The following is a 17352-nucleotide window of genomic DNA, read 5'->3' on the forward strand; positions in this document are numbered from 1 at the left end:
TTCTCGCAGCGGTTTTGCGGCCTGTTACAGGGCAAAATTCGCCACCGCTGGAGATGACATGAACACGCCCGTCACCCTGTCACCCGAACAGATCGCCACGCTGACAGACGTGCGCCATGCGCTGCACCGCCGCCCTGAAGTGTCGGGGCAAGAGGTGGAAACAGCCGCGCATATTGTAGAACGCCTGCGTGATCTGGATGCGGATCAGATCTGGCAGGATCTTGGCGGCCACGGCGTGGCGGCAGCGTTTGACGGTGCTGCCCCCGGCCCAACCGTGATGATCCGTTGCGAGCTGGACGGTCTGCCGATCCCAGAGCAGTCTGATTTGCAGTACCGGTCAGAGATTGCAGACAACAGCCATACCTGCGGTCATGATGGCCATATGAGCATGGTGATCGGTGTCGCGATGGCGCTATGCGACAAGCGCCCGCAGCGGGGGCGGGTGGTCGTGCTGTTCCAACCGGCAGAGGAAACGGGGCAGGGCGCACCTGCGGTGGTGGCAGACCCCCGTTGGGTCGAATTGCGACCGGACTACGCCTTTGCGATACACAATCTGCCGGGCCTCGCGCTGGGGGCCGTGCAGCTGTGCGACGGCGTGGCCTGCTGTGCCTCGCGTGGGATGCAGGTCCGGCTCACTGGCAAAAGCTCTCATGCGGCTGCGCCAGAGGACGGGGTGTCGCCTGCCGCTGCGATGGCCACATTGATGACATCCCTGCCAGCGCTTAGCAGCGGCGGGGCGTTGCAGGCGGGGTTCAAACTGGCCACGCTCACCCATGCGCAACTCGGCGAAGCGACCTTTGGAATCGCCCCCGGTGTGGGTGAGTTGCGTTGTACGCTGCGCGCGGTGACAGACGCCGATATGGCCGATTTGATCGAAAGGGCGGAGGCAGAGGTGCGCGCAATCGCCGCCCGTCATAGTCTAGAGGTTAATATCAGCTGGCACGATGTGTTTTCCGCGACTGTGAACAGCGCTGCGGCCAATGTGGAGGTGATGCGCGCCACCAAACGGCAGAGCATCCCGCTGCGCGCTGCCGCTGGACCGCAGCGCTTTTCCGAGGATTTCGCCTGCTACGGGCTGGATGGGGTTGAGACGGCGATGATATTCCTTGGATCGGGCGTGGATCAGCCGCAGCTGCACAACCCTGATTTCGATTTTCCCGATACGTTGCTGCCTGTTGGCACAGAGTTGTTTCTGGTGCTGATAAATCAGCTGCTGGGCTGGGCGGAAGACGCGTAGCCCCAACGTGATGCGCCGCAAAGTGCATATGTGTTGCCTGCGATTCTCTGCCTTGCAAGCGCCGCTGCGTTGGATGTGGCCGTTTGTGGCAATCTTGGGGCAGGTAAGGCGTCCGGAAATGCGCACGCATTGTCTTTGTTGTCCGGTCAATCCGCTCTCGTTTCGCATAGGTGGTAAATGCTGCACTGCGGTCCGCGCAGGGGCATAGCATCTGAGACTGGCGCCAGGTGGGTGTCAGCTTAAAGCCGGTGTCTTGACACTCGTACTGCCATTCGACGGGAAATTTATGATTTTTGGCCCGGTTGCCGCGCGTCAAAATTTTGTCGCGCCTTGTCGCGCATTTTGACAGCGGTAGCGCGGGCCGTTTTTGCAGCCGCAGCACCGATTTCAAAAGAGGGCCATGGGATGCAGTTTTTGGGCCAAAGTTTTATCGATACGCGTTAAGCGTGAGCTGTTACTTTTATAGACTTTAGGATGTAAACTTTAGTATGGTTAAAATCTTTTATAAGACTTTGAAAATTCATCAATTTAACTAAAAGTTTGTACATACTTCGCTCACTCATACTCAACTGGAGCGAAAAATGACTGTTAAGACTTCGAACTACACACACTACGAAGATGGGACTTTGCCGCTGATCAGCCTGAAGGGTCTGGCCAGTGAGGATGCCGGGGAACGCCAGAAAGTGGCAGATCAGATCGGGCGCGCAGCGCGTCAGTTCGGGTTTTTCCGTATTTCGGACCACGGCATCAGCCCGGTATTGATCGAGGCGGCGTATTCTGTCGCGGCCCTGTTCTTTGCCCAGCCTGACCGCCATAAAATGCGCCATTACATTGCAAACAGCAGCAATCACCGTGGCTATGTCCCTTTCACCGAAAAGGGTGATTATGAGGATGAAAAACATCGCCAGTACGAGGCCTTTGACCTTGGCCTCGACCTGCCGATGGATGATCCGGATTATCTGGCGGGCAACCGCTTGCTTGGGCCGAATGTCTGGCCCGACAGCCCCGGTTTCCAGCCTGTGATCAGCGCTTACTACCAACAGATCTCGGCCCTAGGCCGGCTGGTGACCAAAGCACTGGAAATGCATCTGCGACTGCCCGAAGGGGCAATGTCCTCGAAGATGGACAAGCCGATTTCACAGCTGCGTCTGCTGCACTATCTGCGTGCCTCGGCAAAAACTGATCAAAAATCTGTCAATATGGGTGCGCATACGGATTACGAGTGTCTGACCTTGCTGCACACCCGTAATCCCGGCCTGCAGGTCCTGTCTACCAAGGGCAAATGGATCGATGTACCCGTCGATCATTCGGTTTTCGTCTGCAATATCGGCGACATGCTTGAGGCGTGGAGCAATGGAATTTTGCGTTCAACCCTACATAGGGTCTTGAATTCTAGCGACGAGCGGTTTTCCATGCCTTACTTTGTTGCGGCGAACCATGACACAATGATCGAACCTTTCTCTGAACTTTGCGATGCCGATCGTCCGGCGGCCTATAAGCCGTTTATGGCGGGGGAGCATCTGGAAACCATGTTGATGCGTGATTTCCCATATTTGCGCAAAGAAATGGGGGAACAGCAGGATCAGGCGCCGGTCACAAATCCATTTGAAAACCACCTGCAGTCCAAGGAACATTAAAGATGCCCCATTTCGACACAATCCTCGCTGTACTGTTGGCGGGGCTTGCCCTTAGCGCGACGCCGGGTCCGTCAATGCTCTATGTGTTGTCGCGCACGGTGGGGCAGGACCGGATGGCGGGCTTTGCCTCGGCCTTCGGGTTGGCACTGGGGGGGATGGCGCTGGCGGTTGCCACGGCCCTGGGTCTGGCGGCGGTGTTTGAACGGTTTACGTGGATTGTTCCGACCCTGCGCTATGTCGGATCGGCCTATCTGATCTGGTTGGGCCTTGGCATGATCTGGGAGGCGCGCGCCGCCTCTCAGACTGACCTTGAGGTGTCGAAGGTAACGCGCAGATCCACCGGCCAGATTGTCTGGCAGGGGGTTCTGGTGGAACTGATGAACCCCAAGACGGTACTGTTCTTTGCGCTGTTTCTACCGCCTTTCGTCAGCATGGGCGAAGGCAACGGCAGCGTGGAGTTGCAGTTCCTGATCCTTGGCGCACTGGTGCCACTGACGGCGATCCCGTCGGATATGGTGGTGGTGTTTATGGGGGCGGGCCTGACCGGTAAACTGAATGAGCGCCGTCACTTGCGTGAGGCGATGGGCTGGATCGGTGGACTGATGCTGATCCTGATCGCGCTGAACCTGCACCTTGGGTTTATCTGATCTCAACGCGGTACAATGAACATCGAAGGGCGGCCCTCATCGGGCCGCCCTTTTCTATGCGTTGCGAAATCTGCAGTCAGACATTTAACTCACTGCCATTACCCTCGGGACATCACCAGCAGCCCGAGGATGATCAGTGCCAGACCGGTCAGTCGCGTGGGGCTGACAGGCTCGCCCAGCAACAAGATGCCAGAACCGGCCACCATGACAAAGCTCATCGCGACAAAGGGATAGGCCAGCGACAGGTCCATCTGCCGCAGGGCAAAGAGCCACAAAACCGTACCCACGCCGTAAAGCGCCAGCCCCGCCAGCACCAGAGGCGATAGAAGGAAGCTCAGCGCCTTCAGCCACAGTGCGGCGCCCTCTGCCAGTTCCACCCGCGATACGCCCAGTTTGAACGCAGTCTGCGCCACTGCCGACAGGCTGACGCTGACCAAAACCAGCAGGAAGCCGCTAATCGTCATCCCAAGCCCCCCGTCTGGCCAAATCCCAGATCCACATATCGGGCCAGCGCCACCGACAGCAGCAGCAGCAACACCGACAGTCGGCTCAACTGATCGCGCAGGGCAAAGGCCACGGGATCATCGCCGATCTTGTCCCGATTGGCCCACATCCATGCGCGGTAGGTCCAGAACATCATGATCGGCAGCATCAGCCACAGGAATTCTGGCGTGCGGTAGTGATGTTTGACCATATCGCTGTTGATGTAATTGGCCATCGTCAACAGCGATAGCGCGCCATTGGCGATGCCAAAGGTCTGCACCACAGTCAGGTCGCCAGCATAGTAGTTGCGGACCGGCAGTTGCGCGGTGTCCTCTGCAGCTTTGGCCACCAAACGGGACAGTTCGATATAGCGTTTCATGTAGGCAAGGCTGAGGAAGAAGAAGAGCGAGAAGGTCAGGATCCACGGGCTGGGCATCACCCCGATCGCAGCCGCGCCTGCAATGATCCGAAGCGTATAGAGCAGCGCCAGAATGACCACATCAACGGTGGAAAACCGTTTCAGCCAGAGGGAATATGCCTTGGTCAAGGCGATATAGATCAACAGTACAATCAGGAAGGCACCGGATATCAGAGCTGCCAGTGCAAGCGACAGGGCCAGCAATCCCACCGCGGCCAGAGCGCCGATATCAGGTGGTAATGTTCCGGCGGCAAAGGGGCGGTTGCGCTTGGTCGCGTGGGCGCGGTCCGCCTCCACATCCAAAAGGTCGTTGATCAGATATACGCTTGATGCACAGAGTGAGTAGGACACGAAACCCACACATGCCAGCAACACCGCGCTGGCATCATTGTAAAGATGCGCAAACAATAGCGCGACAAACAGCAGCGCGTTCTTCGCCCATTGGTGCGGACGCATCGCCTTCAGCAATGGCTTTACCAAAGCGGACGCGTCAGATCTTGTTGCCTCAGGGCGCAGGCTGGCATCCTGTGCCATCGCTTCGGCGCCTTTTGGGATCTTGGCAAAACCGCGTTTCGTCGCCGCTTGCCAGATTGGCAGATCAGCTCGGCTGTCGCCCAGATATTCAAACGGGCCATTGTGACAGTCGTTCTGGATCGCTGCCAGTTTTGCCCGGCCCTTCATGTTCTGCGCCTGTGTCGAGGCGATGATGGCGTCAAACAGGCCCAGATGATCCGCCACCGCCTGCGCGACCTGTTGATCGGCGGCTGTGGCCAATACCACCCGTCGTCCCGCAGCGCGGGCTGCTTTTATATGGAGGAGCACCGCATCGTTATAGGGCAACAGATCGGCCTGCAGGTAGATGCGGCGCGCCAGCTCTGCCTTGATCGCGCTGGCGCGTGTTGCAGGTCCTTGGCGCAGCCCTGCACCGATCGCTGCCATCAGCGCTGCAGGGGTTCGCGCGGATCGGATCAGCATCTCCTGCGCCACATCGGTTTTTACCAAGGTGTGGTCCAGATCCACGTATAGCGGCATTTTGTCGGCCTCGGCAGGTCGCGGGGCAGTCGGGTCGGTTTCAATGGGACGTGTCATAACAAAGGGGCGTTCCGGCAATGAGATTAATCAAGACAACGGCGCAAATGCCGAAGCTATTATGCGACTTTTCTTTGCGCTTGGCGACGGTTTGGGTTTACCAGAGGTAGGTGGTGTGTGTTTTTGGAGAGCGTCCCCCAATTATTCCGAGGGTATAATGCATAGATTTGTCAAAACTGAGGCGTGGATTTTCTTAGCTTTGTTTGCCGTCGCGCTGGGGCTACGGTTGATAGGATTAGATTACGGCTACTTTCACGGTGATGAACGGGTCAACGATGCGGCGAAGGTGCTGGCAGGGCAATTGGTGCCAGGACAGCATTTTTACCCGCCTTTCATCAACTACCTGAACGCGGTGGCACTGGTGGCGCTGTTTCCGGTTGGGTTGCTTTCTGGCTGGTGGGAAGGCGCAGGCGATTTTCGTGCCGCGTATTTTATTGATCCCACCCCGTTCTATCTGGCCGCGCGCACGATGACGGCCATTTGTGGTGCGCTGATGGCGCCGTTGTTTTTCCTGATTGCACGGCAGTTTTCACTGTCAAGGCCGCTGTCGGCAGTGGCCGGCGGGGTGGCGGCGCTGTTTCCACTGGCGGTCTTTATGTCTCATATCGCTAAGGGAGATGCAGCACAGGCCACGGCAGTGATTGCCACGATCGGTGCGCTGGTGATGCGAATGCAACACGACCAGTCGCGTCGTTGGGACATCATTCTGGGCGTTTGTGTAACATTGGCGCTGAGCTTCAAGCATTCTGCGATCTTTGTCTTGTTGCCGCTTGGCCTTGGCTGGATTCTACTGTTGTCACAGCAAGCGGGCTGGCGTGTGGCGCTGGCCTCTTTCGCCCGTGCGGTTGGGATCGCATTGGCGCTGTGGCCGGTCTGGAATATCGGTATCCTGTTGGATTTCAAAAATTTCCTCGACTATCAGAAAATCCAGTCTGTGATGTCGGTGCAGGATGACGGTTGGCTGGCGGGGCTGCAGATGCTGTGGACACGTAGCCTTGAACTTAGCTTTGGCATGTCGCTGCCGATGGCGGTCGCAGCGGTGGTTAGCCCTGTTTTAATCTGGCGCGCACCGGCTCTGTCACATCGGGGCCTGTTGATGATGATCTGGATCGCGCTGACGCTGGGCACACTGTTCACTGCCGCCATCACCGGCGCGCGTCAGCCGGAACATCTGTGGATCGCCAACTTCTCCGGCTATTTGCTGATTTCGTCGATTGTGCTGCTGACCTATGCGCAGAACACTCTGGACGCGATGCGTTGGGGCACTGTGGTTTGGATCGGGGCGGGACTGATCACGGCTGGGATGGGGACTGCCGGCGTTCTGGGGCAGGCCACCGCGATGAGCAATCAGGATTTGCTGGACCGCTATATTGCGCAGAACCATGCGGAGCGTCGGATCGTCACCGCGACGCCTTTGACGCTGCCGCAGCAGAAAGAAGCGCAGGCGATGGAGTTCCAGCGCATCGAGCGATTGGCCGAAAAATACAACACCGAGGCACCCGATGTGGCGCCGGAGCGTATCATTCAGTTAAACGCAGTGAACTCTGTCTTTTATGTGCACATGCCGGTGGTTATGTTCGGTCTGGAAGATGTGGATGAAGGCGACGAAGACTATGAGGTGAAGGCCCACACATGGCCGCTGCAGAACGAAGAGTGGCAGTTGGACTATTGGTTCAGCCAGGGTTTTGATCTGTTTCTGGTGCGCAACTTTGAATGGTTCGCCTACCATTCAGAGCCGGAGATCCGGCAGTCCTTCCTGCAAGAACTGGCGCTTGTCTGTAAGAATGTGCGCAGTTTTGAGGCGATGAAGCCGCTGTTTCTGGAGCGGGAGATCCGTGTTTATGACTGCGCGGAATGAGCGCGGTGGGCTGCGAAGGCACTGCCTGTGGAATGTGCATAATCGCGCCGTAGTTATACGGCCTTTCGCTTTTATGTTGTGAATTTCTTTTAAAAACAGCGTGTTGAGGGGCGTGTTTCCTCGGGTGAATTGCGCCTAAATATGTAGCTTTTCGCCCGAAAATCGTGCACCCTGCCGCGTAGACGCAAGGGGCGCAGGGGATGGCGCGTGTTGGCGAAGTGCTTTTGTTGACCGGTTGGTCAAACCGCACGACCCTTGTGGCAATAAAACTGCAACATGGGGGTCTATCATGAAGACTATCAAAAACGTGACACGCCGCGCGGCGTTGACGCTGGCGGCAGGTGCAATGACAGTGGGTTTCGGCCTGATGGCATCGACCAGCATGGCGGCGGCAGAGGCACTGAAGGTTGCCGCGATCTATACGCTGCCAGTTGAACAGCAATGGATCAGCCGTATTCACAAGGCACTGAATGCGGCTGCTGAACGTGGCGACATCGAATATGTGTTTTCGGAAAATGTCGCCAATACTGACTACGAACGGGTGATGCGCGAGTATGCCGAACAGGGCAAGGGGCTGATTGTCGGTGAGGTGTTCGGTCTGGAACGCGCTGCCCGCAAGGTGGCGAAAGACTATCCTGAAACTGCCTTCCTGATGGGGTCGTCCTTTGGGGCGGTTGCACCGAACTTCTCGGTCTTTGATAACTGGATCCATGAACCCAGCTACCTGTCGGGCATGATCGCTGGTGCCACCACCGAAAGCAACGTGATCGGTATGGTCGGCGGCTACGCCATTCCTGAGGTGAACCGCCTGATGCACGCCTTTATGGACGGTGCGCGCGAAGTGAATCCTGAAGTCAAGTTTATCGTGAACTTCATCGACAGCTGGTACGATCCGCCCAAAGCTAAAGAAAGCGCTTTTGCGATGATGGATGCTGGTGCAGACATTATGTACGCGGAACGCTTTGGCGTATCGGACGCCGCTGTTGAGCGTGGCGTGAAGGCTGTGGGCAACGTGATCGACACATCGGGCGATTATCCGGGCACCATTCTGGCATCCGCCCTGTGGCATATGGAGGCGACGATCGACAAAGCCATCGCCAACGTCAAAGCAGGCAGTTTTGAGGCGGCGGACTACGGTCAGTACAGCTTCATGTCCTATGGTGGTGGGTCGCTGGTACTGGATGAGGCGTTGGTCTCCACTGAGATCGTTGAACAGGTCCGCTCCAAAGAGGCCGACATTCTGGACGGTCTGTTCCGTGTGAACGTGAACGACGCGCGTCCGGTTTCGGACAACTAAGGCGCTGATGCCATGCAGGCCGGTGCGTCCACCCGACGCGCCGGCCTTTCTTCTGTCTTCGAAAATGACGGTGGACCTGACGGTGACACAGACAACACAAACCAAGGTGCTTTCCCTAAGCGGCCTGTCCAAGCGGTTCGGCAGCGTCATCGCAAATGACGTCATTGATCTGGACTTGCATCAGGGTGAGGTGCTGGCGCTTTTGGGGGAAAACGGCGCGGGTAAGACCACGCTGATGAATATGCTTTTCGGCCACTACCTGCCTGATGCGGGCACGGTAGAGGTTGCGGATGAGGGCGGACAGATGCAGGCGCTGTCCCTTGGCCATCCGCAGGCGGCATTGGCGGCGGGCATCGGTATGGTGCATCAACATTTCGCGCTGGCGGAGAACCTGTCGGCGCTAAATAACATCGTATTAGGCTCCGAACGCCTGGGCCGCTGGCGCCGTGATCTGCGCGCTGCACGGGCCAAAATTGAGCAGATCATGCAGCGCACCGGTTTGGTTGTGACGCTGGATACGCCGGTTGGCCGCCTGTCTGTCGGCGAACGCCAGCGGGTTGAGATTCTGAAGGCGCTGTACCGCGACGTGCGCATTCTGGTGCTGGACGAACCTACCGCGGTGCTAACGCCACAAGAGGCAGATACGCTGTTTGACAACATTGGCGCAATGACGCGCGAAGGTCTGTCGGTGATCTTCATTTCTCACAAGCTGCGCGAAGTGCTGGCATTTTCCCAACGCATCGCGGTGTTGCGGCACGGCAAAAAGGTGGGGGAGATTGCAACCGCTGACGCCGACGAACGCATCATCGCCCGCATGATGGTGGGGGCCGACACGCCCGAAACCCCGCGCACAGACATGACCGCTGGTGCGCCGGTACTGGAGTTGGAAGGCGTGTCAGTCACAGGACGATCCAAACGCGACAGCCTGGTCGGTGCCTCTCTTACTTTGAACGCGCATGAAATTCTTGGCATCGCTGGGGTTTCCGGCAACGGGCAGAGCGCTTTGGCAGGTCTGATTTCTGGCCTGACCAAACCCAGCGCGGGCACGATCCGAATCGGCGGGGCAGACATTGCCACCGTGACGCCCGCCAATATGATCAAGGCAGGCGTTGGGCGCATCCCAGAGGATCGCCATCACGACGGCATCGTCGGTGCCATGTCGGTTGCCGAAAACATGGTCATCGAACGACTGAACAGTGCGGAGGTCAGCCGGGCTGGTTTTCTGAAAAAAGACGCGATCAAGGCCAATGCTGAGACGCTGAGCCGGAATTATGACGTGCGCGGTCCCGGTGTTGACGCCCGTGCGCGGCTACTGTCTGGGGGCAATATCCAGAAGCTGATCCTTGCCCGCGTCTTTGAACAGACCCCGCAACTGATCCTAGCGAACCAGCCGACCCGTGGTCTGGACATGCTGGCCGCCTCCGAGGTGGCACGCCGCCTGCTGGAAGCGCGCGAAACTGGCGCAGGCATCGTGCTGATTTCCGAGGATCTGGATGAAATCCTCAGCCTTGCTGATCGGGTGGTGGTGATCCACGACGGCGAAATGGTGGAGGCAGGCACCCGTGACCGCGAGGTTATTGGTCTGATGATGGCGGGCGAAGCAACCCCGCATGAACCGCAGCAAAGCGGAGCAGGAACAAAATGATACGGATTGAACCACGCCCCGCGACTTCGACGGCGTTTAAACTGGGGCTGCCGATCCTATCGGCCGTGATTGCCATTCTGGGCGCGGCGATCCCGCTGGCCTTTGCCGGTGCGGATATTTTGACCGCTTACGGCGAGATGGTGAAAGGCGTCTTTGGATCGCTCTTTGCTTTTTCGGAAATGCTGACGCGGGCAACCCCTTTGATCTTCACCGGTCTGGCGGCGGCTTTGGCGTTTCGGGCACGTCTGTGGAATATCGGGGCCGAGGGGCAGCTGTACCTTGGCGCGATGGCGGCAGTTGCCATCGGGGCCGGTGCGATTGAGGCGCCGGGTTATATTCTGTTGCCGCTGATCATTATGCTGGGCTGCGCGGCGGGCGCGGCGGGCATGGTGGTGCCGACAATGCTGAAAACACGTTTCGGCGCGGATGAGGTGGTGACGACGCTATTGTTGAACTTCATCATCCTGATTTTCCTGCAATATATGCTGGAGGGTCCGCTGAAGGATCCCTATGGCCTCGGCTGGCCGCAAAGTGCGCCGATTTTGGATGAGGGCGTGTTGCCAACCTTGATGGCGCGGATGCGGGTGCATTCGGGGCTGATCATCGCACTGGTTGCCGCCGCAGTGGCGCAGGTGATGCTGTCGCATTCGGTCTGGGGTTTCAAACTGCGCGCGGTGGGTGAAAACGCCCCTGCGGCGCGTCATGCGGGCATCGGTGTGAACCGCTCGCTTCTCAGCGTGGCGATCGTGTCGGGCGGTCTGGCAGGTCTGGCAGGTGTGAGCGAGGTCGCGGGGCTGAAGGGCTACCTGACCGCTGATCTGTCGCCCGGATTTGGCTACACCGGCATCGTGGTCGCGATGCTGGCGGGTCTGTCGCCGATGGGGGTAGTGGTGGCCGCGCTGTTCATTGCCAGCGTCTTTGTCGGCGCCGACAGTATGAGCCGGTCAATGGGCGTGTCGTCCTATCTGGCGGATCTGATTGTGTCGATGTCGCTGCTCTGTGTGCTGGTCGGTGGGTTCTTTGCCCGTTTCCGCATCACCCGCACCGGATCCTCAGCCAGCAAGACAGGAGAGGCGTGATGCTGGATATCCTCAACATTCTCCTGTCCGATAGCTTCTGGGCCGCGTCGCTGCGTATTGCGACGCCGCTGATCTTCGGCGTCCTTGGCGCGCTACTGTGTGAGAAATCCGGCGTGCTGAACCTTGGGATCGAGGGGATCTTTGTCACCGGCGCGATGGTCGGCTGGATGGCTGTCTGGCTGGGCCTTGGCCTGTGGGGCGGGGTGCTGGCGGCGGCTGTGGCTGGCGCAGCCTTTGGTCTGTTGCACGCAATTCTCACTGTGCCGCTGGGGCTGTCACAACATGTGTCAGGGTTGGGGGTGACGATGTTTGCCACCTCACTCAGCTACTTCACCTACCGTACTGCGCTGCCCGCTGTCAGCTCGCCGCCGAAGATTGAACCGTTCCGTGCGCTGGATATTCCGGTGCTGTCGGATCTGCCTTTCCTTGGGCCGGTTTTGTTTCAACAAACGGCGTTCACATGGCTTGCGCTGCTGATGGTTCTGCTGGTGTGGTATGTTTTGAACCGCACGCCGCTGGGCGTGGCGCTACAGGCGGTGGGTGACAATCCCGATAGCGTTGATGCGCAGGGTCTGTCTGTCTATGGGCTGCGCATTGGCGCGGTGGTTGCTGGTTCTGCGTTGATGGCGCTGGGCGGGGCGTTTTTGACCATGTCGGCCTTTGACAGTTTCTTTTTCGGCATGGTCAACGGACGCGGCTGGATCTGTATTGCACTGGTGATCTTTGCCAGTTGGCGACCGGGCAAGGCACTGTTTGGGGCCCTGCTGTTTGGCGCATTTGATGCATTGCAGGTGCGTTTGCAGACCGAAGTGGGCGCTGTGGTGCCCAGCCAAGTGTTTCTGGCGGGGCCTTATGTGTTGTCGATCGTGGCACTTGTTATTGCGGCGCGCCGTGCAGACTATCCGCGCGCATTGCTGACACCGTGGTTCAAGGGCCAGCGGTAAGAGGGAAGAGAGATGTTTGATCTGATCATAAAGAACGCGACCCTGCCCGATGGGCGCAGCGGTTTGGATATCGCGGTGAAGGACGGTGTGATTGCCGCTGTTGAGGCAGGGATGACCACAGAGGCGGCAGAGGTCATCGACGCAGGCGGCTATCTGGTTAGCCCGCCCTTCGTCGATCCGCATTTCCATATGGACGCAACGCTGTCCTTGGGTAATCCGCGCATGAACACCTCTGGCACCCTGCTGGAAGGCATTGCGCTGTGGGGGGAACTCAAACCACTACAAAGCGTGGAGGAGATTGTGGCGCGCGCCCTGCGCTATTGTGATCTGGCGGTCAGCATGGGGATCGGCGCGATCCGTAGTCATGTGGACACCTGCGATGACGAGTTGAAGGGCGTTGAGGCTCTGCTTGAGGTGCGCGAACAGGTGAAGGATTACCTTGATCTGCAACTGGTCGCCTTTCCCCAGGATGGTGTGCTGCGTGATTCAACCGCGATGGCAAATACAATAAAAGCGCTGGATATGGGCGTCGATGTGGTGGGCGGCATCCCGCATTTTGAACGCACTATGGCCGATGGTGCCGAAAGCGTGCGCCAACTGTGCCAGATCGCAGCGGATCGTGGCCTGATGGTGGATATGCATTGCGATGAAAGCGATGATCCCCACAGCCGTCACATCGAAACACTGGCCTATGAAACCCAGCGCTTGGGGTTACAGGGCCGCGTGGCGGGCTCGCATCTGACCTCGATGCATTCGATGGACAACTACTATGTCTCAAAACTGATCCCGCTGATGGTGGAGGCGGGGGTGCATGCCATTCCCAACCCGCTGATCAACATTATGCTGCAGGGGCGTCATGACAGTTATCCCAAACGTCGCGGCCAGACCCGTGTGCGTGAATTGCGCGACGCGGGGATCACGGTTGGCTTTGGTTCTGACTGTGTGATGGACCCGTGGTATTCGCTGGGCAAGGCGGACATGCTGGATGTGGCCTTCATGGGGTTGCATGTGGGGCAGCTGTCCAGCCGTGAGGATATGGCGTGGTGCTTTGATGCGGTGACGGCAAACTCTGCCGCGATCATGGGGCTGCAGGGCTACGGTCTGGAAAAGGGGTGCGCGGCGAATATGGTGTTGTTGCAGGCCAAGGACAAGATAGAGGCGGTGCGCCTGCGCGCCAACCGTTTGGCGGTCATCCGCAAAGGTCGGGTGATTTCCCGTACAGCGCCAGTTGCGTCGGTTCTGGACCTGCCGGGAAGGCCCAAGGCGGTCAATCCGGCCGATTATGCGCCCAAAGCCTGATTAACTTGCCGGATCGCGTAGCGGTCCGGCTCGCGACCGACCCGCCCCAAGGTCGGTCGCGACCGACAGAGCTTGCTCTGTCTTTCTGATGTCTCAATCCACATGAACGTTTGTCTTTGTATCGACCCCGCCCCGGGTCGGCCGTGCGCCGGACCTTCATCAAGGTCCTGCGCAGTGCGTTTAGCGCTCTGGTCAGATTATTACTTCCGCAGCATCAGGATAAAGAACACACCGCCGACCAGACCGGTGACAATGCCGATCGGCATATCCTCGGGCGCCATAACGGTGCGGGCGGTGATGTCTGCCCACAAAAGGAAGATACCGCCGACAATGGCCGAGGCTGGCAACACGCGCGTGTAGTTGCCGCCGACAAACATCCGCACGATATGCGGCACCATCAACCCGACAAACCCGATCAAACCGGAAAAGGCCACCATCACACCAGTGATCAACGCGCCAACGGAAAACACCGCCAAACGGAACTGCGGCACGTTAATGCCAAGGGTTGCGGCGGTTTCATCGCCGATGGTCATCGCGTTCAGGCGTGGCGATTGCAGCCACAGCCAAATTGCGCAGGGAATGAGGATCGCCAGCGGGTAGATCAGATGCGACCACTGCGCCAGACCCAGACCGCCCAGCATCCAGAAGACCACCGTATGCGTCGCGCGTGGGTCGCCGAGGAAGATCAGCACATTCGCCGCCGCCATGATGACGAAGGACACGGCCACACCGGCCAGAACCAGCCGGTCGGCGCTGGTGGCCTTGGCCATCTGCGCAACGCCCAGCACCAGAACAGTCGCGCCGAGCGCGCCGAAAAACGCCAGCAGGGGTACGGTCAACATGCCCAGAAACAATCCGGTATGAAGCAGCGCCAGAATGGCCCCAAACGCCCCACCAGAGGAAATGCCCAGCAGATGCGGATCCGCCAGCGGGTTGCGCGTCACCGCTTGCAGTGCGGCGCCCACCATACCCAGACCGGCGCCAACCATAACGGCCAGCAGCGCACGCGGAAAGCGGATGTCCCAGACAATCGCGGCGCGTCCTTTGGACCAATTTGGCTCACCCAACGGCATGCCAATACGGTCAAAAAACACGCCCCAAACGGTTTCAAAGGGCACCGAAATGGCGCCCAGTGAAATGGCAGAGGACAGGGACACCCCCAGCAACAACAGGCTGATGAGGCTGACGGCCCAAAACGGCAGCTGGCGCAAGGAATGTCCCTTCATCACTTATTTACCCCAGAAACCGGTGGCCAGCTTCTGAACCGCTTTGATGTTGCGCGGGCCGGGGGTTGCCTCGACGTATTCCAGCACAACGAAACGGTCGTTTTTCACCGCGTCCAGCTCGGCGAAGGCGGGGTTCTTCATCATGAAATCGCGCTTTTCTTCGGCGGTGACATTGCCGTAGTTCACGATAACCACGACCTCTGGGTTGCGCTCGACCACGGCTTCCCAGTTCACTTTGCCCCAGCTTTTTTCAAAATCGTCCATGATGTTGGTGCCGCCTGCGGCCTCGATCAGGGCGGTGGGCATGGCGTAGCGACCGGCGGTGAAGGGGCTGTCTTCGCCGCTGTCGTAAACGAACACGCGCAGCGGATCGCCGGTTTCAAGGTTCGCGGTGAAGGCGTCCAGTTCGGCCTTGTAGCCTGCAACCAGTTCTTCGGCTTTGTCTTCAACGTGGAAGATTTTGCCGAGGTTCAGGATGTCGTTGTACATGTCGTCGATGCTGACTTTCGGCTTGTCACCGATGTGGATGCAGCTTTCGGTCAGTTCATAAACGTTGATGCCAAAAGGAGCGAGGGTTTCGGGGGTCACTTCGCCGCCAACCTTCATGCCGTAGTTCCAGCCGGCAAAGAAGAAGTCCGCGTCAGCACCGACCAGAACCTCTTTGGTAGGGTATTTTTCGGACAGCTCAGGCAGTTCTTCGACGCCTGCGCGCATTTCTTCGTCCAGCGTTTTCCAGCCGGAAATGCCGGTGTAGCCAACCATGCGATCTGCCAGACCCAGAACCAACATCATTTCGGTCAGGTTGACGTCGTGGGAAATGGCGGCCTTCGGCGCCTCTTCAAAGGTCACTTGGCGGTTGCAGCTGTCCACGGTCGTCGCGGCAAAAGCGGGGGAGGCCACGGCCATCAGGCCGAAGGCGAGAGAGATTTTTTTCATTGGTTTTCCCTGAAGTTAATGTGTTGTGGGTAGGTTGAAAGAAAGATGCGACTGGCGGCTGATGCTCAACTCCTCGCGCAGCGCCTCAACGCCGAAGGTGTGTGAAATCAACTGTGCCTCCAGCGCTGTGTCTGGGGTGCCAAAGCTTTGCATGCTGCCACCTTTGAGCACCAGAACCTTGTCACAAACCGACGCGGTTAGGTTCAGATCATGCAGCGACGTGACGATGGTCAGATCCAATTCGCGGATCAACTGCAGCACCTCCAGTTGGTGGCGGATGTCCAGATGGTTCGTCGGTTCATCCAGCACCAGAATTTCCGGTTCCTGCGCAAGGGCGCGGGCGACCATGACGCGCTGGCGTTCCCCGCCCGACAGTGTCGACAGCGTGCGGTCAGAGAAGCCGTGCAGGCCCATGCGCTCCATCGCGGCCTCGATCACCTCTTCGTCGCGCCGACCGGGCGTGGAAAATCCCAGACGGTGCGGCACCCGACCCAGCGCTACAATTTCACGCACAGACAGGGCGAAATCGGTGGGCTGTTCCTGCAGCACGGCCGCGACTTTGCGTGCAAGCGCACGGGGCGGCATTTTCGAGGTGGGTTTGCCGTCGATATAAATCTTGCCGGTTTGCGGGTGGTTGTAGCCGTAGATCATCCGCAACAGGGTGGTTTTACCGGCGCCATTGGGCCCCACGATGCCCAGCACCTCACCGGCGTTCAGGTCAAAGCTGACCTCTTGCAGCACGCGCGGGCTGCGTTTGGTGGGGCCCCATGCGGCCTGATCGACGCGAAGGGATGCGCTCATGAGATAGCCTCCATCATTGGGGTGACAGCCACCATCGCGGCAGGCAAACGGGTGAGATGGGTCGCTGCGGGCAGGGCGGCGGGATCGGGGGATTTGGACCACGGGCTGTCGGCAGCGGCATATTCTGCTGCCAGTTCCAGTAGCGTATCTACATCCTCATCCGGGGCAACGTCGCCGAACACATGAGACGTGTCGCGGGTGCTGTGATAGGCCAGCGTACAGTTTCGATCGCAGCCGGTGACGCTGGCCGTGCCGGAGATTTCGAAATCCTCTGCCACGCTGTCGCCTGTCATCTCGATGGCGCGGCGCAGGCGATGGATCAGGTCATATCCGGCCTGACAGGGCGAGCCACCCTTGTGTGCACAGGGGGTGCAAATGCTTACTTTGTGGGTCCGGTCCATAACGCCCTCCGCGTTTCTGCGAGGGCGGATCAAGGTTGGGAACACCAGAAACGGAGGACCGAATCTGTGTCAGCAAAACCTCTCACCAGGCACCCCGCCCGGGTTGAATATCGGGTTTCGATGGCAGGTCTCCTGACTTGCGGTGATTGGCTGGCCCCGCCTTCCCGAGGCAGTCTCCTGCGCTCAGTGGCTTAGTGGGGTTTGCGCACCGCTTACAGTTGCGGGGGCAGTCACGGAGTTGGCGCCTGATGGCTACACCGCACCGTGTTCCCTTTTCATCCCGCCACTTTTCCAAGCAGCGTGAACCATCGGTGATGACTTTCGTTGCATCGCAGCACAGTGTCAAGCACTGAGC

At 58.8% G+C, this 17352-nt stretch carries 15 protein-coding genes and 1 riboswitch; of the genes, 9 read left to right on the forward strand and 6 right to left on the reverse strand.

What is annotated here, in order from left to right; genetic code table 11:
- The first annotated feature begins 58 nt into the window (after window positions 1-58).
- The 3 genes from MHM86_RS12895 (at window position 59) to MHM86_RS12905 (ending at window position 3521) form a co-directional block, all read left to right on the forward strand.
- Window positions 59-1237, forward strand: coding sequence for an amidohydrolase (locus MHM86_RS12895; RefSeq protein ID WP_370644141.1), 1179 nt, complete (start codon window positions 59-61; stop codon window positions 1235-1237).
- A 581-nt stretch (window positions 1238-1818) separates the two neighbouring features.
- Entirely contained in the window at window positions 1819-2874 is a 1056-nt protein-coding gene (locus MHM86_RS12900) for an isopenicillin N synthase family oxygenase (RefSeq protein WP_239200287.1), read from the forward strand.
- A gap of 2 nt (window positions 2875-2876) precedes the next feature.
- Complete coding sequence (locus MHM86_RS12905; RefSeq protein ID WP_239200290.1) at window positions 2877-3521, forward strand: LysE family translocator; 645 nt, start codon at window positions 2877-2879, stop codon at window positions 3519-3521.
- 98 nt (window positions 3522-3619) lie between these two features.
- Here MHM86_RS12905 and MHM86_RS12910 read toward each other — a convergent pair whose 3' ends face one another.
- Window positions 3620-3985: an EamA family transporter gene (locus tag MHM86_RS12910; RefSeq protein ID WP_239200293.1), complete on the reverse strand. Its 366-nt coding sequence runs from the start codon at window positions 3983-3985 to the stop codon at window positions 3620-3622.
- A complete protein-coding gene (locus MHM86_RS12915; protein WP_239200295.1) occupies window positions 3982-5511 on the reverse strand; it encodes a UbiA family prenyltransferase in 1530 nt (509 codons plus the stop codon). Before MHM86_RS12915 ends, MHM86_RS12910 begins: the two co-directional genes overlap by 4 nt.
- 157 nt (window positions 5512-5668) lie before the next feature.
- On the opposite strand from MHM86_RS12915, the gene MHM86_RS12920 reads away from it, so the two are divergent.
- From MHM86_RS12920 to MHM86_RS12945, 6 genes are all read left to right on the forward strand, one after another.
- Window positions 5669-7369: a phospholipid carrier-dependent glycosyltransferase gene (locus MHM86_RS12920; protein WP_239200297.1), complete on the forward strand. Its 1701-nt coding sequence runs from the start codon at window positions 5669-5671 to the stop codon at window positions 7367-7369.
- Between the two features lie 289 nt (window positions 7370-7658).
- Window positions 7659-8666, forward strand: coding sequence for a BMP family protein (locus MHM86_RS12925; protein WP_370644142.1), 1008 nt, complete (start codon window positions 7659-7661; stop codon window positions 8664-8666).
- Between the two features lie 64 nt (window positions 8667-8730).
- Window positions 8731-10311 (forward strand): ABC transporter ATP-binding protein, encoded by a 1581-nt coding sequence (locus MHM86_RS12930; protein ID WP_370644143.1) that lies wholly within the window; start codon window positions 8731-8733, stop codon window positions 10309-10311.
- On the forward strand, window positions 10311-11390 hold the full coding sequence (locus tag MHM86_RS12935) for an ABC transporter permease (RefSeq protein ID WP_370644144.1): 1080 nt from the start codon (window positions 10311-10313) through the stop codon (window positions 11388-11390). The genes MHM86_RS12930 and MHM86_RS12935 overlap by 1 nt, the downstream gene beginning before the upstream one ends.
- A 2-nt stretch (window positions 11391-11392) precedes the next feature.
- Window positions 11393-12334, forward strand: coding sequence for an ABC transporter permease (locus MHM86_RS12940; protein ID WP_304651015.1), 942 nt, complete (start codon window positions 11393-11395; stop codon window positions 12332-12334).
- 12 nt (window positions 12335-12346) lie between these two features.
- Entirely contained in the window at window positions 12347-13633 is a 1287-nt protein-coding gene (locus MHM86_RS12945; protein WP_239200305.1) for an amidohydrolase family protein, read from the forward strand.
- A gap of 200 nt (window positions 13634-13833) precedes the next feature.
- Here the strand turns inward: MHM86_RS12945 and MHM86_RS12950 are convergent, their stop codons facing one another.
- From MHM86_RS12950 to MHM86_RS12965, 4 genes are read right to left on the reverse strand one after another with little or no spacing between them, the layout of a single operon-like run.
- Entirely contained in the window at window positions 13834-14859 is a 1026-nt protein-coding gene (locus MHM86_RS12950; RefSeq protein ID WP_239200307.1) for an iron ABC transporter permease, read from the reverse strand.
- Between the two features lie 3 nt (window positions 14860-14862).
- Window positions 14863-15795: an ABC transporter substrate-binding protein gene (locus MHM86_RS12955; RefSeq protein ID WP_239200309.1), complete on the reverse strand. Its 933-nt coding sequence runs from the start codon at window positions 15793-15795 to the stop codon at window positions 14863-14865.
- Between the two features lie 15 nt (window positions 15796-15810).
- Window positions 15811-16596: an ABC transporter ATP-binding protein gene (locus MHM86_RS12960; RefSeq protein ID WP_239200311.1), complete on the reverse strand. Its 786-nt coding sequence runs from the start codon at window positions 16594-16596 to the stop codon at window positions 15811-15813.
- Window positions 16593-16997, reverse strand: coding sequence for a DUF1636 family protein (locus tag MHM86_RS12965; RefSeq protein ID WP_239200314.1), 405 nt, complete (start codon window positions 16995-16997; stop codon window positions 16593-16595). Before MHM86_RS12965 ends, MHM86_RS12960 begins: the two co-directional genes overlap by 4 nt.
- A gap of 104 nt (window positions 16998-17101) precedes the next feature.
- Window positions 17102-17322, reverse strand: a riboswitch (cobalamin riboswitch).
- Window positions 17323-17352: the final 30 nt, after the last annotated feature.

This window comes from Thalassobius sp. Cn5-15 (assembly GCF_022347685.1).
GTDB lineage: Bacteria > Pseudomonadota > Alphaproteobacteria > Rhodobacterales > Rhodobacteraceae > Thalassobius.

Bases quoted from the DNA above. Each gene is read 5' to 3' on its own strand.
- MHM86_RS12930 (WP_370644143.1), top strand. From the start codon at position 8,731: ATGACGGTGGACCTGACGGTGACACAGACAACACAAACCAAGGTGCTT.
- MHM86_RS12950 (WP_239200307.1), bottom strand. From the start codon at position 14,859: ATGAAGGGACATTCCTTGCGCCAGCTGCCGTTTTGGGCCGTCAGCCTC.
- MHM86_RS12895 (WP_370644141.1), top strand. From the start codon at position 59: ATGAACACGCCCGTCACCCTGTCACCCGAACAGATCGCCACGCTGACA.
- MHM86_RS12955 (WP_239200309.1), bottom strand. From the start codon at position 15,795: ATGAAAAAAATCTCTCTCGCCTTCGGCCTGATGGCCGTGGCCTCCCCC.
- MHM86_RS12915 (WP_239200295.1), bottom strand. From the start codon at position 5,511: ATGACACGTCCCATTGAAACCGACCCGACTGCCCCGCGACCTGCCGAG.
- MHM86_RS12910 (WP_239200293.1), bottom strand. From the start codon at position 3,985: ATGACGATTAGCGGCTTCCTGCTGGTTTTGGTCAGCGTCAGCCTGTCG.
- MHM86_RS12900 (WP_239200287.1), top strand. From the start codon at position 1,819: ATGACTGTTAAGACTTCGAACTACACACACTACGAAGATGGGACTTTG.
- MHM86_RS12965 (WP_239200314.1), bottom strand. From the start codon at position 16,997: ATGGACCGGACCCACAAAGTAAGCATTTGCACCCCCTGTGCACACAAG.
- MHM86_RS12925 (WP_370644142.1), top strand. From the start codon at position 7,659: ATGAAGACTATCAAAAACGTGACACGCCGCGCGGCGTTGACGCTGGCG.
- MHM86_RS12960 (WP_239200311.1), bottom strand. From the start codon at position 16,596: ATGAGCGCATCCCTTCGCGTCGATCAGGCCGCATGGGGCCCCACCAAA.
- MHM86_RS12920 (WP_239200297.1), top strand. From the start codon at position 5,669: ATGCATAGATTTGTCAAAACTGAGGCGTGGATTTTCTTAGCTTTGTTT.
- MHM86_RS12905 (WP_239200290.1), top strand. From the start codon at position 2,877: ATGCCCCATTTCGACACAATCCTCGCTGTACTGTTGGCGGGGCTTGCC.
- MHM86_RS12945 (WP_239200305.1), top strand. From the start codon at position 12,347: ATGTTTGATCTGATCATAAAGAACGCGACCCTGCCCGATGGGCGCAGC.